The 23,479-nt window shown below is 72.8% G+C and carries 21 protein-coding genes and 1 tRNA gene; 9 read left to right on the top strand and 13 right to left on the bottom strand.

Annotated elements, in window-relative coordinates; translation table 11 throughout:
• Positions 1–56: 56 nt before the first annotated feature.
• The 3 genes from QOZ89_RS00190 to QOZ89_RS00200 all read left to right on the top strand — a co-directional run bounded on the left by QOZ89_RS00190 (position 57) and on the right by QOZ89_RS00200 (position 1,015).
• Positions 57–128: transfer RNA gene (locus QOZ89_RS00190), tRNA-Val, on the top strand.
• Positions 129–452: 324 nt separating this feature from the next.
• Complete coding sequence (locus QOZ89_RS00195; protein WP_071049196.1) at positions 453–737, top strand: type II toxin-antitoxin system Phd/YefM family antitoxin; 285 nt, start codon at positions 453–455, stop codon at positions 735–737.
• Positions 734–1,015: a type II toxin-antitoxin system RelE family toxin gene (locus tag QOZ89_RS00200; RefSeq protein WP_071049197.1), complete on the top strand. Its 282-nt coding sequence runs from the start codon at positions 734–736 to the stop codon at positions 1,013–1,015. Before QOZ89_RS00195 ends, QOZ89_RS00200 begins: the two co-directional genes overlap by 4 nt.
• A gap of 332 nt (positions 1,016–1,347) precedes the next feature.
• Here QOZ89_RS00200 and abmR read toward each other — a convergent pair whose 3' ends face one another.
• Positions 1,348–1,875, bottom strand: a complete 528-nt coding sequence (gene abmR, locus QOZ89_RS00205) for an ATP-binding transcription factor AbmR (RefSeq protein WP_071049198.1) — start codon at positions 1,873–1,875, stop codon at positions 1,348–1,350.
• 176 nt (positions 1,876–2,051) lie between these two features.
• Positions 2,052–3,014 (bottom strand): transporter substrate-binding domain-containing protein, encoded by a 963-nt coding sequence (locus QOZ89_RS00210; protein ID WP_312622613.1) that lies wholly within the window; start codon positions 3,012–3,014, stop codon positions 2,052–2,054.
• Positions 3,015–3,400: 386 nt separating this feature from the next.
• On the opposite strand from QOZ89_RS00210, the gene QOZ89_RS00215 reads away from it, so the two are divergent.
• Positions 3,401–4,375: an arsenic resistance protein gene (locus QOZ89_RS00215; protein ID WP_312622614.1), complete on the top strand. Its 975-nt coding sequence runs from the start codon at positions 3,401–3,403 to the stop codon at positions 4,373–4,375.
• Here the strand turns inward: QOZ89_RS00215 and QOZ89_RS00220 are convergent.
• Positions 4,290–5,810: a hypothetical protein gene (locus tag QOZ89_RS00220; RefSeq protein ID WP_312622615.1), complete on the bottom strand. Its 1,521-nt coding sequence runs from the start codon at positions 5,808–5,810 to the stop codon at positions 4,290–4,292. The two genes, QOZ89_RS00215 and QOZ89_RS00220, sit on opposite strands and share 86 nt — an antisense overlap.
• A 113-nt stretch (positions 5,811–5,923) precedes the next feature.
• Here QOZ89_RS00220 and QOZ89_RS00225 point away from each other — a divergent pair, with 113 nt between their 5' ends.
• The gene (locus QOZ89_RS00225) at positions 5,924–7,123 is read left to right on the top strand and encodes a molybdopterin-dependent oxidoreductase (protein ID WP_083418723.1); all 1,200 of its coding nucleotides are present in this window, start codon (positions 5,924–5,926) and stop codon (positions 7,121–7,123) included.
• Complete coding sequence (locus QOZ89_RS00230; protein ID WP_083418712.1) at positions 7,120–7,572, top strand: hypothetical protein; 453 nt, start codon at positions 7,120–7,122, stop codon at positions 7,570–7,572. Before QOZ89_RS00225 ends, QOZ89_RS00230 begins: the two co-directional genes overlap by 4 nt.
• Positions 7,573–7,607: 35 nt before the next feature.
• On the opposite strand, the gene QOZ89_RS00235 is transcribed toward QOZ89_RS00230, so the two are convergent.
• The 3 genes from QOZ89_RS00235 to QOZ89_RS00245 are packed head-to-tail and all read right to left on the bottom strand — an operon-like array spanning position 7,608 to position 9,708.
• Positions 7,608–8,324 carry a class I SAM-dependent methyltransferase gene (locus tag QOZ89_RS00235; protein ID WP_083418713.1) on the bottom strand — a complete coding sequence of 239 codons (717 nt, stop codon included), beginning with the start codon at positions 8,322–8,324 and terminating at the stop codon, positions 7,608–7,610.
• Entirely contained in the window at positions 8,321–8,977 is a 657-nt protein-coding gene (locus tag QOZ89_RS00240; protein WP_491723636.1) for a TIGR04282 family arsenosugar biosynthesis glycosyltransferase, read from the bottom strand. Before QOZ89_RS00240 ends, QOZ89_RS00235 begins: the two co-directional genes overlap by 4 nt.
• 50 nt (positions 8,978–9,027) lie before the next feature.
• Entirely contained in the window at positions 9,028–9,708 is a 681-nt protein-coding gene (locus tag QOZ89_RS00245) for a glycosyltransferase family 2 protein (protein WP_071049338.1), read from the bottom strand.
• 163 nt (positions 9,709–9,871) lie between these two features.
• On the opposite strand from QOZ89_RS00245, the gene QOZ89_RS00250 reads away from it, so the two are divergent.
• From QOZ89_RS00250 to QOZ89_RS00260, 3 genes are all read left to right on the top strand, one after another.
• Complete coding sequence (locus QOZ89_RS00250) at positions 9,872–10,600, top strand: response regulator transcription factor (RefSeq protein WP_312622619.1); 729 nt, start codon at positions 9,872–9,874, stop codon at positions 10,598–10,600.
• A 66-nt stretch (positions 10,601–10,666) separates the two neighbouring features.
• The gene (locus QOZ89_RS00255; protein WP_071049340.1) at positions 10,667–11,848 is read left to right on the top strand and encodes a sensor histidine kinase; all 1,182 of its coding nucleotides are present in this window, start codon (positions 10,667–10,669) and stop codon (positions 11,846–11,848) included.
• A gap of 93 nt (positions 11,849–11,941) precedes the next feature.
• Entirely contained in the window at positions 11,942–12,985 is a 1,044-nt protein-coding gene (locus tag QOZ89_RS00260; protein WP_071049341.1) for an SDR family NAD(P)-dependent oxidoreductase, read from the top strand.
• 151 nt (positions 12,986–13,136) lie between these two features.
• Here QOZ89_RS00260 and glmS read toward each other — a convergent pair whose 3' ends face one another.
• The 7 genes from glmS to QOZ89_RS00295 all read right to left on the bottom strand — a co-directional run bounded on the left by glmS (position 13,137) and on the right by QOZ89_RS00295 (position 23,190).
• Positions 13,137–14,963, bottom strand: a complete 1,827-nt coding sequence (glmS, locus tag QOZ89_RS00265) for a glutamine--fructose-6-phosphate transaminase (isomerizing) (protein ID WP_312622620.1) — start codon at positions 14,961–14,963, stop codon at positions 13,137–13,139.
• A 58-nt stretch (positions 14,964–15,021) separates the two neighbouring features.
• Positions 15,022–15,291 carry a hypothetical protein gene (locus tag QOZ89_RS00270; protein WP_312622621.1) on the bottom strand — a complete coding sequence of 90 codons (270 nt, stop codon included), beginning with the start codon at positions 15,289–15,291 and terminating at the stop codon, positions 15,022–15,024.
• A gap of 321 nt (positions 15,292–15,612) precedes the next feature.
• Positions 15,613–16,551 carry an SWIM zinc finger family protein gene (locus QOZ89_RS00275; protein ID WP_071049343.1) on the bottom strand — a complete coding sequence of 313 codons (939 nt, stop codon included), beginning with the start codon at positions 16,549–16,551 and terminating at the stop codon, positions 15,613–15,615.
• Complete coding sequence (locus QOZ89_RS00280; protein ID WP_312622623.1) at positions 16,544–19,678, bottom strand: DEAD/DEAH box helicase; 3,135 nt, start codon at positions 19,676–19,678, stop codon at positions 16,544–16,546. The genes QOZ89_RS00275 and QOZ89_RS00280 overlap by 8 nt, the downstream gene beginning before the upstream one ends.
• Before the next feature lie 242 nt (positions 19,679–19,920).
• A complete protein-coding gene (locus tag QOZ89_RS00285; protein WP_312622624.1) occupies positions 19,921–20,601 on the bottom strand; it encodes a hypothetical protein in 681 nt (226 codons plus the stop codon).
• A 53-nt stretch (positions 20,602–20,654) separates the two neighbouring features.
• On the bottom strand, positions 20,655–21,416 hold the full coding sequence (locus QOZ89_RS00290) for a hypothetical protein (RefSeq protein ID WP_312622625.1): 762 nt from the start codon (positions 21,414–21,416) through the stop codon (positions 20,655–20,657).
• A 736-nt stretch (positions 21,417–22,152) separates the two neighbouring features.
• A complete protein-coding gene (locus QOZ89_RS00295; protein ID WP_071049345.1) occupies positions 22,153–23,190 on the bottom strand; it encodes a patatin-like phospholipase family protein in 1,038 nt (345 codons plus the stop codon).
• Positions 23,191–23,479 lie beyond the last annotated feature (289 nt).

Raw genomic sequence — 23,479 nt, forward strand, 5'->3', positions numbered from 1 at the left:
TCACAGTGCAGGCAGCCCCCTCCGGGTACGTCCTTGCGTACTCTGGCGGAACTCCCGGGCGTGTAGCTCAGCGGGAGAGCACTCGCCTTACAAGCGAGCGGCCGCAGGTTCGATCCCTGCCACGCCCACACACCCTTACGGCGCAGCGGTTCTCATGATCCGTTACTGTCCGGCGAAACGGGTACATGGGTGAGTCAACCGCCCGACTTCCCGTCGCCACGGTTCCGCCACGGCATGACTCGCTTCTGGGAGATCGGGGCCGTAGAGACGTGGATCGCCGAGCACCGACCAGAGCAGGCAGCCGATGACGATTAGGGCGCACCGGCCGCCCACGATGGCGAGTAGGTGCGCCCGCTGAAGAACCGCCACCCGAGGGGCGCGACGGACCGGCTACCTGACCGCCACCCGGGGCGTGGTCGACACCCCGAACTATTTTGGTCATACTTCTGGTCATGACTGTGTTGCCGTTGGGCGAGGTGAAGTCCCACCTGTCCGAGCTGGTGGGCCGCGTGCACGACCATCACGAGCGGGTGACCGTGACCGTGCACGGCCGGCCGGCCGCCGTCCTGGTCGCGCTGGAGGACCTCGAACAGCTTGAGCAGACGCTCGAGATCCTGAGCGACCCGGCGACGATGCGCCGCCTCGCCGAGTCCGACGCCGAGCTTGCCCGCGGCGAAGAGGTCACGGCGGAGGAGCTGGCCGATACGATGCGCCGCCGGCGCGCCGCCACGGCGTGACCGGCCCGGCCGGGCCCTACCGGCTACGGACCACGCCGACGGTCCGCCGCGCGCTCGGCGAGACGCTCCCGGAAGCGGTCGCGTCGGCCGTGTACGAGTTCATCACCGGGCCTCTGCTGGAGGCGCCCTACCGGCTCGGGAAGCGGCTGTTGCCACCACTCGATGACCGTTACGGCGCGCGGCGCGGCACCTATCGGATCATCTACCGGATTGACGACAAGGCCATGGTTGTGACCGTCGTCGACATCGACCACCGCCGCGACATCTACCACCGCTGAGCACCAGCGCTCCGCTTGCGCGGGACACGGCCAGGCGCAAGACACGTCGATCCGGACAAGATTTCATAGACAGCGCTCAACTGTCGCTGGTCCGGTCGGGCGTGACCTGCGTCTTCCCAGGTCGGCACATGGGTAGAGGATCAAACGTCTTACAAGCGAGCGGCCGCAGGTTCGATCCCTGCCGCGCCCACAAACCCATGCGGCACAGGGAAAACGTCCCCAGAGCTGAGACGGCCAACCTGCTTCCCGGATGAACAGTTCTTCCGGACTTCTGAGGGTCAAAAGCGCGGCACCGCCAGGCACGCCTGCCTGTTGCCGGGCGGCATCCGTGGCTATTCCTGTTCGTCAGTTCCGGCGTCGGGACCACGGCCGCGCACCCGTTGGACGTGCACCAGTGATTCCTTCAGCTCGTCCAGCCAGTCCCCGGTGTGGCGTTGTACCAGTCGAACGCACCAGAGCAGGGCGTCGCTGCGGCTTCGTGCCACGCCACCCTCGACGAGCAGGTCGAGCACCTGCCGTTCGGGCTGACGCAGCCTGGTCATCACCGGCGCGGAGACGTTGCTGTAGAGCGTGCGGGTGCCGCCGCACTCCACGCCCCAGGACACCTTCCGCCCGAACTTTGTTTCGGCCTCTCGGGCCACCTCCATCCGATCCTCGCGGGTGCGCTCCCGGAACTCCGCGACGCGGCCCTCGCCGGCTGCGTCCCGTTCCGTATCGGAGACGCCCTCGGCGAGCTCCGGCTCCTCGATCCGGCCGATCACGGTGACCTCCTCGCGATCGACCGTCACCTCCACCAGCTCCTGGAACAGGCCCGCCGGCAGACGGCCTGTGAACCAGCCACGTACTTCCTCTGTAATCATGTAATCAAGCATACCTCTCGACACGCCCGCGATGCCTGAGAGCCCCGATCTGGCTGGGAGTGCCGCGCTGGCAAGGCCGAGTGCCGTGCCGGAGAGCAGCTGGATCGGGGTGCCGGGCTGACGACCGCCGCGGTCAGGCCGCTGGACCGCTAGGCCAGGGCGTCGCCCACTATCGGTCAGTCCCGGTAGCGGGCGGCCGGCGGCACAGGCGCCGGGCGATGCAGGTCCTTCAGCAGGCGCTGGTTGTAGATCCTGGTCCACGTGCCGTCGCTCGCGGCCGCCGCGAGCACGCCGTTGATGAACCGGGTGAGCTCCGGGTGGGCCTTGCTTACGGCGGCGGCCACCGGCACGTCATCGGGTCCCTGTCCGACGATTTCGGTCTCCGGGTCCTGCGCGGCCATTCCGGCCAGCACGATCTCGTCGTTCACCACGGCGTCGACGGAGCCGTTCTGCAACGCCACCAGGCATGCGGCGACGTTGGCGACCGGCACCGCGACGGGATGTGACGGCGCGTCGACGACCCGCTGGATCGACGTGGTGCCGCTGGCCGCGCAGACCCGGCGGCCGCCGAGGTCCTCCAGCCCGCGGAAACCCGAGCCGCGCTGGACGAGGACCGCTTTGGAGGTGAGGTAGTAGACGGACGAGAAGTCCACCTGAGTCAGCCGGTCGCAGGTGACGGTGATCGTCGCCGTGGTCATGTCGAGCTTTCCGCTCTGCACCGAGGAGATCCGCTCGGCCGCGGTCAGGGTGTGGAACTTCACGTGCTTGTCCACGTCCACGGGGCCGAAGATGGCCGCCGCGACCAGCTTCGCGATGTCGATCTCGAAGCCCTCGAACTGGTTTGTGTCGGGAGTGAGCGAGTCGAACGGCGGTGTGTCCGGCCGCACCCCGACCGTCAGGTATCCCCGCTCGGCGATCGTCTCGAGATAGGAGCCGGCCGGCATCGCTCCGGGGCCCGGAAGGACGGCCGGTGGCCGCAGGCTGGCGGTCAGGTCCCCGCACGCAGGCGACGCGGTGGACGGTCCGGGGACCACCAGTGCCGGCGTCGTCGGCGCCTTCATCGGTCGAGCGGCGTCCGGGAGCGGGCTCGACACGGTGCCGCATGCGGTCAGGGCGGCAATGACGAACAGCCCCGCCACGGCCACCACGATGGCCCCGGTTTTGGATCGGGCCCGCGAACGCGGGCCCGGAGTCCGCCTCCCGCCCCGCCACGCTGGTACCGGCCGTCGCCGAGGGCGGCGTGCCGTACCCACGGTGACCGCTGCCACGCTTGAGATCTTAGGTGCCCGCCCAGACGCCGTTGCACAGATGTCAGATGGTGGTCACGGCACTGTTGCGGGCGCTGTTGTGTGGAAGCCGGTGCTGGACACGGCGGGGTGGAGTGGTGCCGGTTCAGATGGCTTGGACGAGTCCTACTAGGCGAGGACTTAGGCGAGGACTCCAACGTCGAGGAACCCGCGGCCGTTCGCGCTGTTCGGGCATACGGAGGCGGGCAACATGCTCAGCTGCCGGAATGGAGGCGTACGTGTCTGACGGTGTCGTCGCGACGATGGAACGCCACCAGGTTGCGTTCTATCTCGCCGCGATCGCCGCCGGCGGGGTCGTCGGCTGGGCGGTGCCCGACGCAGGCCCCGGCCTCGAACACGCGATCAACCCAGTCCTTGGCGCGCTGCTGTTCGTGACGTTCCTTCAGGTCCCCGCCGCCGAACTCGTCCGTTCGCTGCGCACCGGACGGTTCCTCGGCGCCGCGCTCACGGTGAACTTCCTCGTGGTCCCGCTCGTCGTCGCCGCGATGTTCCCGTTCCTGCCCGACGACCGAGCCGTGCGTCTGGGAGTGCTGCTCGTCCTGCTCTGCCCCTGCGTCGACTACGTCATCGTGTTCAGCGGCCTCGCCGGAGCCCGCAACCAACAACTACTCGCCGCGACCCCGCTGCTTCTTGTCGTCCAAATGCTGCTGCTGCCACTGTTCCTGGTGCTGTTCCTCGGCTCAGCGCTCTCCGACGTCGCCCGGGCCGGCCCGTTCCTCAAAGCGTTCGCCTTCCTCATCGTCGTCCCGCTGGCACTGGCCTGGATCGTCCAGGCCTGGGCCGCGCGACGCGACAGTGGACGCAAAGCGGTAACCGTCGCCGGAGCGACCATGGTGCCGCTCATGGTCGCGACCCTGCTCACCGTCGTGGCCTCGCAGGTTCCCAAGCTCGACGACAACCTCGCCGATATCGCCGGGGTCGTGCCGTTCTATGCGCTGTTCCTCCTGGTAATGGCGTTCGCCGGGTTCGCCGTCGCCCGCCTGTTCCGCCTCGACGTCCCCGCCGGACGCGCCATCGTGTTCACCGGGGCCACCCGCAACTCCCTCGTCGTGCTTCCGCTCGCCCTCGCGCTGCCCGACGACCTTGCCGTCGCCGCCGTCGCCGTCGTCACCCAGACTCTGGTAGAAGTCGTCGGAATGGTCGTCTACGTCCGAGCGATCCCCCGGCTCCTCCCCGCCGGATGGAGCGGGTGAGGGCGGCGGCGAGCACGATGATCGCGGCGATGGCGTAGGAGCCGACCCTCAGCGTCCAGGCGTCACCGGGCAGGCTGGTGAACAGGGAGATGTAGAGGGGATAGGCGGCCGCGGTCACGGCGAGCCACTCCAGCCGGCCGGCGAGGACGGCGAGCGCGGCCAACAGGATGCCGTACCAGGGCTGGGCGGGAGTGGCTGTCAGGAAGGCGGCGCCGACGAGCCACAACGCGGCTCGCTCGACCGGCACAAGATCCGGATCGGAGCGCAGCACCACGGCCGTGACGGCGGCGAGCACACCGGCCGCGACGGCCTTGGCGGCGGTTCCGTGAATACCGGCCCCGGCGAGCAGCAGGAACCGGCTGCCCTGGTCGTATCCCTCGACGTTCAGATACTGCGGGAGGAAGCCGAGGACGCCAGTGCCCACTGCGAGTACGTGCGGGAGGTAGGTCAGCCCGATGACCGCGCCGGCCGCGCACAGGAGGCTGACAGGCCGGGTCCGACGCCCCCGCCCCGCCATCGCCGGGAGTAGCAGCACTGGGTAGAGCTTGACCGCCACCGCGGCCCCGAGCAGCGCGCCGGCCCGCCACACGCGACCCCGGGGCGGGGACATGGCCGCGGTCGGCGACGTCAGTACGGCGATGGCGCTGAGCGCGAGGAGCGCGCCAAGAACGTCCACGTGCGCGTCCGAGCCGACGTCCAGACCGGCGAGTGGTGTCAGGGCGTAGAAGGCGGCGAGGCGTGGGTCTCGTCCGCGCGCCGCCAGCATTTGCATGAGCAGGCCGACCAGGGCGAGCGAGGTGAGCGAGGCGTAGAGCTGCAGCTTGTGCTCGCGGGGTGGTCCGGGCAGAAAGTGCACCGCCGTGAAGTAGGCCTGGGCCACCGGCGGGTAGATGGTGTGTGCCCGCGGGTAGTTCAGCCTGGTGCAGTGCGGGCGGGGATGGTCGGCGGTGCACCCGGCCGAGTCGGGGAACAGCCAGCCGTCCCGGACCCCGGCGAGTTCGGGGGCGAGCGGGCCGTAGTGGTAGGGGTCGATGCCGGCGGCCTGCACCCGGCCGTCCCAGGCATAGCGGTAGAGATCGTCGGACAGCCGCGGCCCGTGCGTGAGGGCCACCGCGTGGACCGCGACGGTGGCGGCGAGCAGCAGCGCGAGGGCCAGGCGGCGGGGAGCGGCGAGGACGAGCAGGGCGGCCGTGATCAGGCCGAGCGCCCACCAGAGCATGGTCAGGTACAGCAGGGCTGGACCGCTGACCAGGAAGCCTGGCTGGTGCTGCACCGCCACCTGGGTGGCGAGCACGCCCGCGAGTCCGACGGCTGCCCCGATCAGCGCCGCCAGGCGCAGCGGGCGCCCCAGGCGCCCTGGTCGCGACCTTGCCGCCCGCCCGGCCGCGGGCGGGGGAATGCCCTGGTTCTCGGCGGTGGTGAGGGCACTCGGCATGCAGCGACAGTGGCAGCCATTCCGGCCGGCGTGGGCATGCCGAGCCGGGGTTTCTCCGTTCCGTAAGGCTTCGTGGCCCGCTGTGCCGGGCGATGGGGACCTACGGTGCGTGGGTGCGCGTGCTGACCAGACGATTTCCGCATCCACCCGCGGTCCTGCGGCAGGGCCCGCTACGTGAGGGCGCTTTCTCGAGCCGACTACATGATCCCCGGGTCGCCGCGCTGTTGGGCATATGGCTCGGGATCGCGTTCGGGGTGTGCTTCCTGACGGGCCTGGTTTCGCATTTCATGCAGCACCCGCCGTCGTGGGTGGTGTGGCCTGCCCGTCCGGTCTGGTTGTACCGGGTGACGCAGGGCCTGCACGTGGCCACCGGGCTGGCAAGCGTTCCCCTGCTGCTCGCGAAGCTGTGGACCGTTTACCCGAGGCTGTGGGAATGGCCGCCGGTGCGTTCGGCCGCCCACGCGCTGGAGCGGCTGACAATCGTGCCGCTCATCGCGGGCGCCGTCTTCCAGCTTGCCACCGGCATAGCGAACATCGCCCAGTGGTACCGCTTCCGGTTCTTTTTCACCGTCACCCACTACTGGGTCGCCTGGATCACAATCGGCGCGCTGCTGGTGCACGTCGCCGCGAAGGTCGCGGTGGTGCGGGCGAACGTCGGCGCGGGCCGGGCCGGCCGCGCGCACCTCACCGACCGGCGAAGCGAGCCGGAACCCCCGGGGGACGGGCTGTCCCGGCGTGGCCTCGGGATCGCCGTCGGCACCGCGGCCGGAGTCATCACGCTGACCACCGCCGGTCAGTTCGTGCCCGGGCTGTCCCGGCTCGACCTGCTCGCGCCGCGGCGGCCCGACATCGGTCCGCAGCGGCTGCCGGTCAACCGGACCGCGGCCGCCGCGAGGGTCGCCGCGGTCGCCCGCGACCCGAACTACCAGCTGGAGATCGTCGGGCCTCGCCCATTCGCCCTCAGCCTCGACGAGCTGCGGGCCTTCGGCCAGCACACGTCAAAGCTGCCGATCACCTGCGTGGAGGGATGGGCCGCCGACGCGACCTGGCACGGCCCGCGGCTGCGTGACCTGCTCGACGCCGCGGGCATCCCGCCCGACGCGACGGTGCGGGTCGAGTCGCTCGAAGCGCGCGGCGGCTACCGCACCAGCGAGGTGAACCCGCCACATGCCCGGGACCCGCTGACGCTGCTCGCCACCGGGCTGAACGGCGCCGAGCTCGACCTCGACCACGGATACCCGGCCCGGCTCATCGCCCCCAACCGGCCAGGGGTGCTGCAGACCAAGTGGGTGCACCGGGTGGTGATGCTGTGAGGGCGCCGCTGGCCGCGATCTCGCGCATCGTGCTCGCGGCGGCCGGCCTGGCCGTGATCGGATACGGCATCCACGGGCTGGTCACGATGGCGCGGGCCACCCACCCGCCGCAGGCAGCTCGCTGGCTGATCGGTGGAATCCTGGTACATGACCTGGTCATCGTCCCGGTGACGGCCGCCACGGGGCTTCTGCTCATCAGGTTCGTGCGTGCGCCGTACCGAGCGGTCGTGCAGGGCGCGCTGCTGGTCAGCGCGGCCGTCGCCCTGGCCTCCCTCCCGCTCTGGCGTGGTTACGGCGGCTCGCCGGACAACCCGACGGTGAACCCGCTGCCCTACGGGCGGAACCTGGCGATCGTGCTCGGCGCCGTGTGGGCCGGCGCGGCGGCCCTGATCGCCGTCCGGATGATGCGGGCCCGGCGGGCGCGGGGTGCCCCGCCGGACCCGTCCTGAACGCGGACCACGCGAGGCACCCAGCTCACCGAGGTCTACGGCCAGCCCAACGCCGCGAAGTGCCGGCCCTTGCTGTGCCAGGTCTCCGCGAGGCTCAGCCCGGCGATCGAGGCGTAGCCGTGGATTTCCCCGGATCCGACGAATGCCCAGGGGAAGGATCTCGACATCTGCCCGTCCGGCCCTTCCAGGCGGACGAGTAGCTGACCGGGCGGCGCCGGGTGGGGCTGTAGCTCGACGAGCACCCGGCCGGCCGGGCCGAGCAGCTCGGCGGCGCGGGTGAGCAGCCGGCCCGGGTCGCCGCCGATACCGATGTTGCCGTCGGCCAGCACCAGCGTCGACCAGCGTCCCTCCGCCGGAAGCGGGCCGAAGACGTCGCGGCGCAGCGCGGTCGCGCCAGCCCGGCGGGCAAGCCGCACCGCGAACGCCGCCACGTCGATGCCCAGCGTGGGCACCCCGCGAGCGGCGAGGGTCGCGGCCAACCGGCCCGGGCCGCAGCCGATGTCGAGGGTCGGACCGGCGCAGCGCCGCAGCAGGGACGCGTCACCCGGAGCCAGCCCGCCACGCCAGGCGAGCACCGGCAACAGGTCCCGCCGCCCGTCGGGGTGGCTCACCCACAGCCGGCCGTCCGCGGACCGCAGGGCCGCCTCGTACACCGCTGTCGGCGAGCTGCCCCGCGCGACCGGCAGGCTTGGCCCGCCGCGCCGGTTGTCCGCCGCGGCGGCCGCTCGGCGATCGGCCGCGGCCGTCGTCATCGCCGGACCAGCGGACGGGCCGCGCCAGTCCCTGCCTCGCCGGTCCGGATGGTCCGCACGGCCGCGGCGAACCGGCCGTGGGGGACGAGCCGCGCGACCGCGTCGGCGTCGGCATCCGTGTCAACGTCCCGCAGGACAGGCAGCGTCGTGACCAGCAGGCCGGCCTGGGCCAGTCGTTCCCGCTGCCGGGCCCCGGTGTCCGGCCGGGAGGTGGCGACACCGCGCAGCAGGCGGCCGTCGGGGCGGCGCAGGCCGAGCGCCCACCACCCGCCGTCGGCGGCGGGGCCGAACACCGCGTCCGCGCGGGCCAGCGCGCGGCAGGCGTCGGCGAGCAGCGCCGGGGTCACCTGTGGGGTATCCATGCCGATGAGGAGCGCTGGGCCGGCGGCGGCGTCGAACGCGGCGGCAAGCCGGGCGTCGAACGGTCCCGGGGCCTGCGGGACCACCTCGATCGGCGTCCGCAGCCACGGGCCGACCGCGCCGTCGAGCACGAGCACGGGCCTGACCGGCCCGATGCCGGGAAGCCGGGTAAGACAGTCGACGGCGGTCAACGTGTCCGCGATGGCCGCCTCGGCCACGGCCGCGGCCTGAGCCGGGGTGAACGGCGGCGTCAGCCGGGTCTTCACCCGGCCGGGGACCGGTTCCTTCGCCACCACCAGCAACGTCACCGCGGGAGCCGGCTCCACGGGCCACTGATGAGAGGTCACCGCAGACTCGCCAGCGCGGCCGTCATGTCCCGCACCGTGCGGGCAGTGCCGAGCGGCGTCCCGGTCACCTTCGACCGGCCGACCCGGGGGTGGTAGTCGACGTCCGTCTCGACGATGCGCCAGCCGGCCTGGGCGGCGCGCAGCAGGAGCTCCAGTGGGTAGCCGAAGCGGCGGTCGGTGACCGGCAGGCGCAGCAGCTCCTCACGGCGCGCGGCCCGCATCGGCCCGAGATCGTGGACTCCGACGCCGCGACGGCGCAGCCGCTGGGCGACGATCGCATTGCCGATCCGGGCATGCGGCGGCCAGGCCCGGGCGGAGGTCGGCCGGCGGCGTCCCAGGACGAGGTCGGCGCGTCCGGCCACCAGCTCGGCGAGGAGCCGGGGAAGCTGCGCGGGATCCAGCGACGCGTCGGCGTCGCATACGCAGACCACGTCGGCGTCCGCCGCGAGCAGGCCCGCCTGCACCGCCGCCCCGTAGCCGCGCTGCGGCACGTCGACGACCACGGCGCCCCGCTCGCGGGCCAGCCGCGCCGAACCGTCGCGGGAGCCGTTGTCGGCGACGACGGCGCGATATCCGGGTGGTATCCGGTCGAGGACCCAGGGCAGTGCCTCGGCCTCGTTCAGGCAGGGGAGCACGACGTCCACCGACACCGACCCCTGGTGACTTTGCGTGAGCATGATCGCGACTCTAGTGACCGTCCGCCAACATCGACCCTTACCGAATAAGGAAATCCGGCAGGCAGGCGACCATCACTCGAGGGCGGGCCTAGGTCTGCTTACGAACCTGTGACGGCCTGCCCGGCGCGGCCCGTATCGGGCTCCGGCGACCTATGGTGACGGTGTGCCCCGTGTCCTCGTCGTCGATGACGACGCCACTGTGGCCGAGGTCGTCGACCGCTACCTGCGCAACGCCGGCTTCGACGTCGACCGGGCCGCGGACGGGCTCGCGGCACTGCGGATGGCGGAGGCCACCGCCCCCGACCTGGTTGTCCTGGACCTGATGCTCCCCGGTCTCGACGGCATCGAGGTCTGCCGCCGGCTGCGGGAGCGGGCCCCCATCCCGGTGATCATGCTCACCGCGCGGGGCGAGGAGGGCGACCGCATCGCCGGCCTCGAGTGCGGCGCGGACGACTACGTGACCAAGCCGTTCTCCCCACGAGAACTCACGCTGCGGGTACGGTCCGTGCTGCGCCGGGCGAGCGAGCCACCGCCGGCCGGGGCCGGGGTCCTGCGTGCCGGCACCCTCGTCGTCGACGCGGCCGCCCGCACCGCCACCCGCCACGGCGTTCCGCTCGGGCTCACCGTCCGTGAGTTCGACCTGCTGGTGTTCCTGCTGCGCCACCCCGGCCGCGCCCTTACCCGGGCTGAGCTGCTGGAACAGGTATGGGGCTGGACCTACGGTGACCCGTCGACCGTCACCGTGCACATCCGCCGACTGCGGGAGAAGATCGAGGACGACCCGACGACCCCACGGCTGCTGGTCACCGTGTGGGGCGTCGGCTACCGATATGACCCGCCGGCCGCGGCTGACCCAGATCCCGCGGGCCGGTCCCACGCCGCCGACGGGTAGGTCCCGGCAGGCCGGCCAGAAGGCCGGTGGGTAGGTCCTGCCGTTCGCCAGGAGGGAGACGCTGTCATGAGCGCGGACCTGCAGGTCGTCGGAATCGCCCTGGCCTGCTCGGCGGTGGCAGCGCTGACCGGTGTCCCGCTGCTTCGCCTGCTGCGCGCCCGGCCGCTGTGGGCCACCGCGGGCGTGCTCTGCGTCGTTCCGATCCTGGCGGTCGCGGCCGGCGTGGCCGGTACCGCCCGCGCCATGTTCCTCTCGCATCACGACCTACGGGTCGTGCTGATCGTCGTCGCCGTCTCCGCGGTGGTCGCGGCCGCATCCGCGGTGCGCCTCGGCCGGCCGGTCGTCGCGGCCACCAGTTCACTGACCCGCGCGGCGGACACACTGGGCGGCCCGGTCTACCAGCGGGCCGACCGGGTCCCGACGGCCGAGCTGACCGCCCTGGCACGCACGCTCGACGCGACACACGTTCGCCTCGTGGAGGCGCGCGAACGCGAACGCGCGTTGGAAGCCAGCCGGCGCGAACTGGTGGCCTGGATCAGCCACGACCTGCGCACGCCGCTGGCCGGGATCCGGGCCACGGCGGAAGCGCTCTCGGACGGCCTGGTCACGGACGCCGGGACGACGGCGCGTTACCACCGGCAGATGCTCGCCGACGCCGAGCGGCTGACCGGCATGGTCGACGACCTCTTCGAGCTCGCCCGGCTCCAGGCTGGAGCGCTCGAGCTGGCGTTGGAGAAGGTCTGCCTGGCCGACATCGTGTCCGACGCCGTCGCCACCGTCGATCCCATCGCCCGCGCCAGGAGGGTCGTCGTCACCGGTAGCGCCGACGACGCCGTCTATGTCGACGCGGACGCCACCCAGGTCGGCCGGGCGCTGATCAACCTGTTGGTCAACGCCATCCGCCACACCCCCGACGACGGCACGGTCGAGGTCCAGGTCGAGCGGGCGGGCGGTGCGGCACGCGGCGGCGGGGAGGGCGCGGCGGACGACAGCCGGGCGATCGTCGCGGTCGCCGACCGGTGCGGCGGCATCCCCGCCGAGGACCTGCCCCGGCTGTTCGACCTCGGTTTCCGCGGGGAGACCGCGCGTACCCCGGGTGACGGTGGCGATCATCCTCATCAGCCGCGGGTACGGTCCGGCATCGGGCTGGCCATCGTCCGAGGCATCGTGGAGGCCCACGGCGGCGACGTCACCGTCCACAACCAGCACGGCGGCTGCCGCTTCGTCGTCGCCCTCCCGGCCGCCTGAGCTCCTCCGGAGCTCCTCGGGAGCTCCTCGGGAGGAGCAGGCTTCCGCGGCTCGTAAGATCCGGCGGGCCCCAGCGCCGCTAGCGTCGCGGACATGCGGGTCCTTGTCACCGGCGGCGCCGGCTTTATCGGTTCCCATATCGTCGACGCACTGGTCGACGCTGGTCATGCCGTACGGGTGCTCGACGCCCTGCTTCCAGCCGTGCACCGCACGAAACCCTCAGTCAACGACGCCGCCGAGTTCATCACCGGGGACGTGACCGACCAGACCGCGGTGGACGCGGCGCTCGACGGGGTGGACGCCGTCTGCCACCAGGCGGCCATGGTCGGCCTCGGGGTCGATCTTGACGACCTGCCCGTCTACACCACCCACAACGACCTTGGCACCGCGGTCCTGCTCGCCGCGATGGCCCGCCGCGGCATAGGGCGGCTCGTACTGGCCAGCTCGATGGTCGTCTACGGCGAAGGTGGATATCGCTGCGCGGCCGACGGGCCGGTGCGCCCCGGCCCCCGGCAGCCACCCGACCTGGACGGCGGCAGGTTCGAACCGCCCTGCCCATGCTGCGGTGCCCCGTTGCGATCGACGCCTGTCACCGAGGACGCGCCGCTGGACCCGAGGAGTGTCTATGCGGCCACCAAGGTCGCTCAGGAACACCTCGCGGCCGCCTGGGCCGCGGCCACCGGTGGCACCGTTCTGGCGCTGCGCTACCACAACGTCTATGGCCCGCGGATGCCTCGGGACACGTTCTACGCCGGCGTCGCGTCGATTTTTCGAAGCGCCCTGGAACGGGGCGAGCCACCCCGGGTGTTCGAGGACGGCGGCCAGCTCCGCGACTTCGTCCACGTCCACGACGTCGCCCGCGCCAACGTGGCTGCGCTGCGGCACAGTTCCATGCCTGGCCGGCTCGTACCGGTCAACGTCGGCTCCGGGCAGGCCCACACCATCGGCGAGATGGCGTGCGTACTGTCCCGCGCCTTCGGCGGGCCTGTGCCCGTCGTCACCGGCCAGTACCGGGCCGGCGACGTCCGGCACATCGTCGCCTCGTCCGACCGCGCCCGCGAGCTCCTCGGCTACCAGGCGGCGGTTTCCTTCACCGAGGGCATCACCACCTTCGCCCACGCCCCGCTACGGAGGTGAAGCCGGAAGCCGAACCGCCTCGGCCTGGGCCGCGACTGGGACCACCGAACCGACAGCGACGGGGCGGCAGCGGTAGACGGGCGCGGAGGTAGAGCTCTCACGACTACTGGACGTCGCCGACTGTGCCGTCGTCGACGCGACCGCCGGTGGGCTACTCGACGGTGACGGACTTCGCGAGGTTGCGGGGGCGGTCAACGTCGTGGCCGAGTGTCACGGCGGCGTGGTAGGCGAGCAGCTGCAGGGGGATGCCGAGGAGGACCGGGTCCAGTTCGGGCTCGTTCCGAGGGACGACGAGCACCTCGTCGGCGGCCGCCTTCAGCTCGGGGTCATGGCCGACGGCGAGGACCCGGCCGTCGCGTGCCTTCACCTCGGCGACCGTCCCCAGGTTCTTGTCCCGCAGCTCGTCGTCGGGGATGACCGCGACGACGGGCCGGTCGGGGGATATCAGCGCGAGCGGGCCGTGCTTGAGCTCGGACGCCGGATAGGCCTCGGCGTGCAGGTACGCGACCTCCTTGAGCTTCAGGGCGCCCTCCGAGGCCACGACCGCGCCGCGGACCCGGCCGACGTACAGCATTCCCGGGTAGGAGGCCCAGCGGGCCGCGACCTCCCGGATCTGCTCCTCGGAGGCGAGGATCTCGGCGATCTGGCCGGGCAGCGCCCGCAGCCCGGCGATCAGCCGCCGCCCGTCCGCGGGTGACAGATCCCGCACCCGGCCCAGGTGAAGCGCGAGCAGCGCGAAGGCGACCGCGGTCGCCGTGTAGGTCTTCGTGGACGTCACCGACACCTCCGGCCCGGCGTGCAGGTAGATGCCGCTGCCGCACTCCCGGGCGATCGCGCTGCCGACCATGCCGACCACGCCGACGACCCGGCCGCCCTTGCGCTGGACCTCCTGGACCGCGGAGAGCGTGTCGTAGGTCTCCCCGGACTGGCTGACGGCGACGTACAGCGTGTCCGGCTCGATGACCGGATTGCGGTAGCGGAACTCGGCGGCCGGCTCGGCGGAGGCGGGGATGCGGGCGATCTCCTCTACGAGCTGCGCGCCGAGCCGGCCCGCGAGGTAGGCAGAGCCACAACCGAGGATGACGACCCGGCGGATCTCCCTCGTCTCCCGCGGGGAGAGGCCGAGGCCGCCGAGGTGCGCAGTGGCGAACCGGTCGTCGATCCGGCCGGTGAGTGCCCGTTCGACGGCGGCGGGCTGCTCGTGGATCTCCTTGTGCATCCAGTGCGGGTGTGGGCCCAGCTCGTAGGCCATCGGCTCGATGTCGACGACCTCCGGCACCCGGCTCGCCGGCGCACCGTCGCGATGTACCTCGTAGCCGCCGGCGCGCAGGACGGCCAGGTCGCCGTCCTGAAGGTGGACGACGCGGCGGGTGTGGGTCACCAGCGCGGACAGGTCGGAGGCGGCCAGTACCTCGCGCTCGCCGACGCCGAGCAGCAGCGGACTGCCGTTGCGGGCGACGACGATCTCGTCGGGCCGGGTCGCGTCCAGCACGGCGATGCCGTACGTACCGGCGATGTGGCCTAGCGTGATCCGGACCGCGTCGGCGAGTCCCCGCTCACCCGCGGCGAACTCTCGGGCAATCAGGTGCGCGAGCACTTCCGTGTCCGTGTCGGAGGCGAACACGACGCCTTCCGCGGTGAGCCGGGCACGCAGCTCCGCGGCGTTCTCGACGATCCCGTTGTGCACGACCGCGACCCGGCCCGCGGTGTCGAGATGCGGGTGCGCGTTGACGTCGCTGGGCACGCCGTGGGTCGCCCAGCGGGTATGCCCGATCGCGGTCGTCGCCGTCAGACGTTTCGGCAGCCGCGCGGCGAGGTCGTCGACCCGGCCGGCCGTCTTGTGCACCGCCATTTTGTCGCCGCGGTCCGGAATGGCGAGACCGGCCGAGTCGTAGCCGCGGTATTCCAGCCGCCGCAGCCCGTCGACGACGAGAGGGACGGCTGGCCGGCGGCCGATGTAGGCGACGATCCCGCACATGTGATCTGCCCCTTCCGGGGTGCTAGTGGACGTCGAGATGTCCTGAGCAGGGAGGTCCTCAGCCGTAGACGAGGCGACGCAGTTGCCGCGAGGTCAGGCCGTCGGACCGGAACCGCTGGTCGGCCAGCTCCCGGCCGATCTGCCCGAAGATCGTGTCGTTGGTCAGTCCCTGGCGCTGCAGCTCGCGGTGCCGGCGGCGGACCCAGCAGTCGGGCGTCTCGTCGTAGTAGGCGAGAACATCGGCGACGACCCGGGCCGCCTCGGCCTGGCTCAGGTCCGTCGTCTGGGCCACGTGAGCGACGAGGTCGGCGGGCAGCGACACGGGCATGCGGGCCACGATGCCGGCCCGTCGGGCGCCAAAGCCAGCTTCCTGCCCGAAATCGGGCAGGAAGCTGGCGAGACGCGGAGTCTTGTTCGCGATCCGGGGCCCAGAGGCGTCCCGCGACGCGGCGCGGACATCTGGGCGGTCGCCAAACCCGTACAAGGCGAGCACATGCCTGAGCCCCTGGGCCTGGGGCCGGAGGAAAGCGGGATCAGGGTTTGCGGGCGAGGGCGCCGTAGACGCTGACCTGGCGTCGGGGGTCGGGGGCGCGTACAGCTGCGTGCTGACCCACTTGGTGGCCTGACTCCCCACCCCGCACCCGCGGGGTCAGCCTGGGTCTCTCGGCGTGTCCTGCGTGCTCGTCGCTCGTCGCTGTGCCGTGAAGAGCTGGTATGCGGGGCGCAGCGCCTCGCGGAGGTCGCCGAACGGTTCCACCGCCAGTGGCCCGCACAACTCCAGCAGGATGTCGGGGCGCGCCGCCGGCGCGTGTCGATCAGATGCGGCGCCCCGGCGATCGGCCGGGACTGGTGATGACCAGAACGCGGAGACAGACCGGGGGAGCGGCTCCGCGCCTTCGTCAGCCGGGCCCGTCGCCGTCGTCGCCGCCATCGTCGGGGTGTCCGGCGGGCCCGGTTCCGCCCGCGGCCATCCCGGTCCCGCCGGCCAGGAAAAGGTGCGCGTGCCGCGTCCCGCGCGGGCGGCGGGGTGCGGGCGGAGGCGTCGGATCTCCCCCAGGAGGGCGTCGCGCTCCCGGCCGCGCAGCGCCAGGAGCACGAACGGGTCGAGGTCGATCGTGTCGGCGAGCTGGTGGCAGGCCGCCACGAGGTGCGCGCATGGCCGTTGCCAGTCGGAGCACGTGCAGTCCATCGCGAGGTCGTCGGCACGGGTGGGGAAGAGGGACAGCCCGAGCGCGGCGAAGGCCGGCTCGATACCCGCCGGCATCGAGCCGGCCAGCAGCGCGGCGGCGTACCGCGCCTCGGACGCGAGCGCGTCCTCGACGCGGCGCCAGTCGGCGTCGCCGAACGTCCGGACGGCGAGCCGGGCCTTGTGCAGGTCCTCGCCCTGGTCGCGGACCATCGCGACGACGAGGTTGCCCGATCGCCGCACGCTCAGCACGGCCTCGGTGCGTACCAGGACGCGACCGGCACGCAGCGGATCGGGCAGGCTCATGCCCTCGATCAGCGCGAGGAACCGGGACGACCACCAGGCCCGCCCGCCTCGATGGCCGCGGCCTCCGCCGCCCCCGCGGGCGCCCGGGTCAGTCATGGACGGCCTCGGGCGCGAGTGCGACGAGATCTCGCAGCTCGTCGGTGGACAGCGACGCCAGCCAGCTCTCCCCACCGCCGACGATGGTCCGTGCCAGCGCCGCCTTGTCCGCGAGGATCCGGTCGATGCGCTCCTCGAGCGTGCCCATGCACAGCAGCGTCTGGACCCACACGTCGCGCCGCTGCCCGATGCGGTGGGCACGGTCTGTCGCCTGCGCCTCCACCGCCGGGTTCCACCAACGGTCGATGTGGATGACGTGGTTCGCCGCGGTCAGGTTCACGCCGGTGCCGCCGGCCTTGAGGGAGAGCAGGAACACGCCCGGTCCGCGCCGGGTCTGGAAGCGCTCGACGAGCGCGTCCCGCTCGGTGGCCCGCAGGCCGCCGTGCAGGAAGGACACCTCGACCCCGAGCCGGGTGGACAGGTAAGGCGCGAGCATGGCGCCGAAGCGGGCGAACTGGGTGAAGCAGAGCGCTCGCTCGCCGCCCGCGACAACCTGCGCGAGCACCTCCTCCAGCCGGGCGAGCTTCCCGGACCGGCCGGGCAGCGCCGAGCCGTCCCCGAGCAGGTGGGCCGGATGGTTGCAGACCTGCTTGAGCCGCGTCATCGCCGCGAGTACGACGCCGTTGCGGCGCACCGGGGACGAGGCGTCCCGCAGCCGCGCCATCATGTCGTCGACGACCGCCCGGTACAGCGACGCCTGCTCCGTCGTCAGCGTGCACAGCTGGCGCAGCTCCACCTTCGCCGGCAGGTCACGCAGCACCGACGGGTCGGTCTTCACCCGGCGCAGCACGACCGGGCGGATCCGCCGGCGCAGCCGGATGGTCGCGTCGGTGTCGCCGTAGCGCTCGATCGGCACCGCGTAGCGGGCGCGGAACGAGCTGGCCGAGCCGAGCAGGCCCGGGTTGACCACGTGCATGATCGACCAGAGGTCGCCGAGCCGGTTCTCCACCGGAGTGCCGGTCAGCGCGATCCGGTGGCGGGCGGTCAGCTGGCGGACCGCGCGGGCCTGGGCGGTCGCGGAGTTCTTGATCTGCTGTGCCTCGTCCAGGACGAGCCGCTCCCACGCGACCGGGCGGAACTCGTCGACGTCGCGGGCGAGCTGCGTGTAGGTCGTGAGGATCAGGTCATGCCCGGCGGCGGCATCGGCCATCGCCACGTTCCGCGGCTGGTGGGCCGAGTGGTGGATATGGACTCCCAGGCCAGGCGCGACCCGCTCCGCTTCTCGCAGCCAGTTCCCCAGCACCGAGACCGGGCAGACGACGAGGGTGGGCTCGCGGCGGGCGGCACCCTGTGCGGTGCCCCGGGTGAGCAGCTCCAGCGCCAGGACCTGGATGGTCTTGCCCAGGCCCATGTCGTCGGCGAGGAGCGCGCCGACCCCGAGCCGGTCGAGCAGGGCGAGCCAGGCCAGGCCGTGCGCCTGGTAGGGGCGCAGGCGCACGCCCAGGCCGGCGGGCGGCTCGACCAGCGGCGGCGGCCCCGCGCCCGGCTGGCGGTCCGCGCCGGCGAGCAGTGCGCCGAGCCAGCCGTCCGCCGCCACCTCGACCTCCGCGCCGGAGGCCTCGTCACCGTCCCAGCCGGGGCCAAGACCCGTGTAGGCGAGGACGTCCCGGACGGTCATCCGGCCGCCGGCGGACTGCCGAGCCAGGTCGAGCCCGGCCAGCGTGCCCGGGTCCACCCGGGTCCACCGGCCCCTGACCTTGATGAGCTCGGCCTTGGCCGCCGCCAGGCCGTCGAGCTCGGCGCGGCTGAGCTCGACATCGCCCAGGCTGGCGGCCCAGCGGAAGTCGACGATCTGGCCGAGGTCCGTCGTGATGTCACGCAGGATCGGCGTCACCGGATTCACCGCGCGCACAGTGAGCCGGGGCGCCGGCCGGACTGGCCGCGTCCACCAGGACGGCACGAGCACCCCGAAGCCCTCCTGCTCGAGGGCACCGGTCACGCCCAGGAACTCCTGTGCCTGTTCGAGGGTCAGGTCCATTCCGGTCGGACGGGCCTCGCGCAGGGCCCGGCCGAGCCCGGGCCACACGGCGACGGCCCGCCCGAGCCCGGCGAGCAGCGACTCCTCGGCGTCGGTGGCCCACGCCGCCGGCCCGGCGGGCCGACGCCGCCAGACCTGGCCGGCGGACACCTGGACACCGGGGTCCTCGACCGCCTGCAGCAGGAAGTCGACCCGCCAGGCCTCGTCGTCGCCCGGGGCCGTCCTCGACAGGGCGCCCGGTTCGCCCAGCCGGAAGCACACCCGCACCGGCCACGCCCTGGTGCCGCCCGAATGCCACGCACCGACCTTCGCGGCGAGCTCGCCGGCCGCGGCGCCCGCGGTGGTGCCGGCGGCGGTGGTGAAGCGCGGGTCGCCGCCGAGGGCCCGCAGCCAGCCGGCCGTCGCGCTGCCCAGCGGCGAGCGCCGTGCCCTGGGCGCCGCCGGGTCCGCCGGGGCCCTTGGCGCAAGGCGGGCCCGCCGAAGCCGGCCGCGGGCGTGGGCGTCCACGAGATCGTCGAGCGTGGCGCCCAGTGCCTCGGCCGGATCGTTCCCGGCGGCGGCGTCCTCGCCGGCGGCCCGGAACGCCGGCGGCATGGCGGCGGTCAGTTCGTCGAACCGTTCGGCGTCCGGCCCGGTGAGGACCGGCCGCCAGTGTGCCAGCGGCTGCGCGCCGTCCCACCCGACCGCCGGAAGGACCCGGCCACGGTCGACCAGACCCGCCGCGAACGCGTCGACGGCCAGCAGGAACAGCGCGGAGGCCCCGAGCTGGAACGATTCGCCCGACTCCCGCGGTGGGCCGAGTGCCAGCGGGGCATCCAGGCGGATCGTGTCGACCAGCCAGCGGCGGAGGACCGGGCTGTGGGCATCCGCCCCCTCCCCGCCAGGCCCAGGCGCGGCGTCGGCCACCGCGGCCGCGAGGTCCGGCGACGCCAGCGGTCCCGTGGCCGCGCTCGGCAGGAGCACGGCGAGCTGCCCGGCCGCGGCGGATCCGCCGGTGACGAACGGCGCCAGCTCCGAGGGCCGGGCCGCGAAGGGATGGGGTGACGGCCCGCCGTCGCTTCCTCGCGGCGCCTGGCCCCATCGCCGCGTGTCCTCGGCCCACAGCCGGACCCCGCCGGTGGCCGCGCGGACGCCGTGCACGACCAGCATCGCCCCTCCCAGGGGCCGTTACCCGGGACCGGGCATCTCCACAGGGCTTGCCCCGAGCTTACGTAGGCCCCGGCACTACCAGCGGACCGCCAGCACGATGACGATGACGGAACCAGGGCGGCTCGACGGCGCGGATGCAACGCCGACGCCCCGGCCGGGCGGGACCTGTGGTCCGAGCCTGGACGGGGCGTGGGATGGCGACGCGTCAGGTCAATGGGACGGTCGGGCGGTCGGTCGGGTACTCAGCGATTGCTGAGGACCTTCTCGAAGAAGTCCCGGTAGCCGCGTAGTGCCCGGCGCAGGTCCTCCGTGGACGCTTCGCCGTGCGTGTGCCACGCGTCCCGCAGTCCCGAGTGCTCACGGTTGATCCGTTCGGTCAGCGTCCGCACGGCGTCGTCGACGAGTCGATCGGCCTTCTCGACGGCCTCCCGCGGATGGTCGACGAACTCCAGCAGCACCTGCCGCCAGGCTCCAGACTGCCCGTCGCCCGCGGTGCCCTTGTCGGCAGCGATGTCGGTGTCGGCGGCAGAGTCGGTGTCGGTGTCGGTGTCGGTGTCGGCGGCGGTGCCGACGCCGACGGGGGTGCCAGCATCGGTGCGGGCGCGGGAGTCGGTGCCGACAGGAGTGTCGGCAGCGGTGCCGGTGTCGTCCACGTCGGTGCCGGCCTCAGGCGCGTTCGCCTTGTCGAATGCCCGGGTACCCGGGAGACCCGCGGCCGCCGGCTCATCCGCGCGGCTGTCGCCGGTGGCGCCACGAATGCCGGGGGGCGAGACCTGCGGAGTCGGCACCATCGCCCCGTCCAGGGCCACGATCCGATGCTCCGCGGTGGTATCCGCGGGCACTGGCTGGTTCGTCGGTACGGGCCTGGGCGTGTTCGGGGACGCCGCCTCGTCCGCGGATGGTCGTCGTTCGAACAGGCTCATATCGCGTCCTCCTCGGGGTCATGCTGGCGGGGGTTCCCGCCCGGCTCCTTCGCTCAGGGCCGCACGCGCGGCTCATGGGCCGGCGGGCGGTGCATGCCCGCCATGCCGGCGTCGGCATCGGGGCTTGTCGGCTCCTTCGCCCACCGGCGGACGGACTCGTGCCCGGCCGCGGGCGGGACGGCGGCGCGTCGCCGAATCCCGGACATGGCCGGGGGCCGGCCACGGTCTTCGGCGCCCGCCCGTTGCAACCTCGCCCGTTGCGGCGTCGCCCGCTCCGAGCCGTCCACGAGCCACGCGAACAGCTCCCGGTACTGAACGAAGGCCGACCGCAGCTTCTCGGTGCCCCCACCGTTGACCTGGCTGGACGCCGCGGCCTGAGCCTGCCGGTAGGGCCCGGCGACCTCGGGACGGTCGGCCGAGATCAGCTCGACGCGCTCGTCGAAGCCCGCCTCCGGATAGCCGCGGGTCCGCATTACGTCCGCGATGAGCAGGTCCGCCTGCCGGGTGGCCTCGGCCGGGTCGTCCACGAACTGGCTCTGCAGCCCGTCCCAGCGGGCGACGTAGCCGGCGCGCTCGCGGTCGTCGAGGGGGCGGATGTCGAGTTCGTCGCGGCGGCGCGCGATTTCCGCGAGTTTGAGCTCGGCCGTGCGCCGGTCACCGCTCTGCTCGACCGCGCGGTCGTATTCCGGGCCGAACCGGCGGCGCAGCATATGCGTTCCGCCCCCGGGCCGGCCGATACGGTGGACGAACACGAGCGCGACCGCAGCCAGCGCAATCACACAGAGCGCCAGAATGGTCCATCCCAATGCCGACACGGCGCAACCTCCGTATGATCACTGCCTGCCTGTTACGTTTCTCCTGCTACGTCCGCTGCGGTACCCGGGAGCATCGGGGGTAAACACCGCGGATCGGCGCCCGGCGGCGAGGCCGTCCATCCGATACCTCCCGTTCGGCCCCGCGCACCGCCGAAGCGCTGGTCGCGGGTCTGTCCGTCGCGTCCGTCGCGTCACATCCCGCGCGCCCGGAATGCGGCTGCCCGGTCCGCGGTGGGCTCCGGAGCGGGCATTCCGAAACAGTTCAGGCGTTGACGCGCCGCTGAGGCGACCGAGATCCGACGGGGCGGTGTGCGTAGCCTGCGGCGCAGAGGCGCGGCGGGAGAACGAGCGGACCGAGGAATCAGCCCAAATCCGCGATGCCGGCCTTGGCTCAATGCGACGGCGCCCCTTCAACGAGTTCGCCGCGAGTTCGCCGCGCCGTCTGGCCGCAACACCTCCATGGCCCCGCCCGCCTCGGCTCCTCCCGGCGCGACATCGCCGGCCAGGCCGCGTCGGCCAGGCCGCGTCGGCCAGCGGCCGGTGATTCGGCCAGGGACCGGCGATGACGCAGCTGAGCCCCGGGTATTCCACGTTGACGACGAGGCAGCGGCCCGGCCGCGTCAAGTTCGGTGACGCGTAGCGTCTGACTGATCGTTGACCTGCTGGAGCAGGCCGCGGGGCGAACGTTCGCTGAAGCGGCACCAGGCATCCATGGCGGCCGCGGTGGCCGTGGCCGTCAGGCCAGTCCGGGCGCTGGCGCCGTGATCGTGCGGCGGAGCCAGGCCGGCGATGGGGCCGGAGACGGCGCCGGGACCGGTGCCGGATCACGCAGCCAGTCCACGGTGAGCCGGTAGCCGCCCGCGATCAGGTTCCGGGTGCCGCGGAAGTCGAACGGGTTCACGGTCGCCGAGCCGGGTGTGGGCAGCAGGTACACGGTCCCGCGGACGGCGGACATGTCGGCCCAGGCGGCGTTGCCGAGGATCTGGTTGACCGCGCGCAGCGCCAGCGCGAACGCCCCGCGCGGGACGAGCTCGGGGGTGGCGGCGCTCGGGGTCGGGCCGACCGAGGGCAGCACGTAGGTCGTCGTCGCCCCCAGGCTCTCGGCCTGCCGGACCGGCGTGTCGGCGCTCACGCCGCCGTCGATGAGCCGTCGCCCCTCGATGGTGACCGGGGGGAAGACACCCGGGTAGGCCGAGGTCGCCAGCAGGGCCTCGACGGCGTCGCCGTTCGAGAGCACGACCGGGTGCCCGGTCGCCAGGTCGGTGGTGACGACGTGGGCCGGGATGACCGTCTGCTCCAGCTGGGACACCACCAGCCCGCTTTCCAGCAGGTGGCGCAGCCCGGTGCTGGAGGCCAGCCCGTCCTGCCGGCCGATCAGGCCACCCACCAACGCGCGGGGGGACAGTGGCGCCACGTCCTTGCGACGCATCGATGCCCATACTCCGGCGAGCCGTTCGATGCCCTCGACGGTGGGGTCACTGGCGTACGCGACGGCGTTGAGCGCGCCGGCCGAGGCGCCCACGACGAGGTCCGGGACGATGCCCGCCTCGGTCAACGCCCGCAGCATGCCGACCTGGGCCGCGGCGAGACTGCCCCCGCCCTGCAGGACGAACGCGACCCTGCCTTCGCTGGAGCCCTCCCCGGCGTCCTCCGGTCTGCCCGAGTCCCCGGCGCCGCCGGCCCGCGGGCCCGGCGCCGGGCGAGCGCCGTCCCGCGGCTGGCCCGAGGGCGGGGGCAACTGAAACGGCTGAGAGGGAAGCAGCGGCGCGGTCATCGGACCTCCCGGACGTGTCCAGTCGCCTCAAGGGCCCGCTGCCCACCTGGAGGGCACCGCCGCCCGAAAGCCAATGTCAGGCTATGACATTCCCCTCAACGTCGTCACCACTATGCGTTATGCCACATGACGGAAAGGGTGTGCTAGAGCACATTCGGTGACCTGGGTGCGCCCTTGGGGGCGGCTGTGCGGCGCACCGGCGAGCGCTCTCGCCGTCGGGCTGCTCCGTCGCCGGTCGCGGCATCCAGGGTGGACCGATTATGGTCGGGGCCCATGCAGAATTCGTTCT

This window comes from Pseudofrankia coriaricola, assembly GCF_032027725.1.
Classification (GTDB): domain Bacteria; phylum Actinomycetota; class Actinomycetes; order Frankiales; family Frankiaceae; genus Pseudofrankia.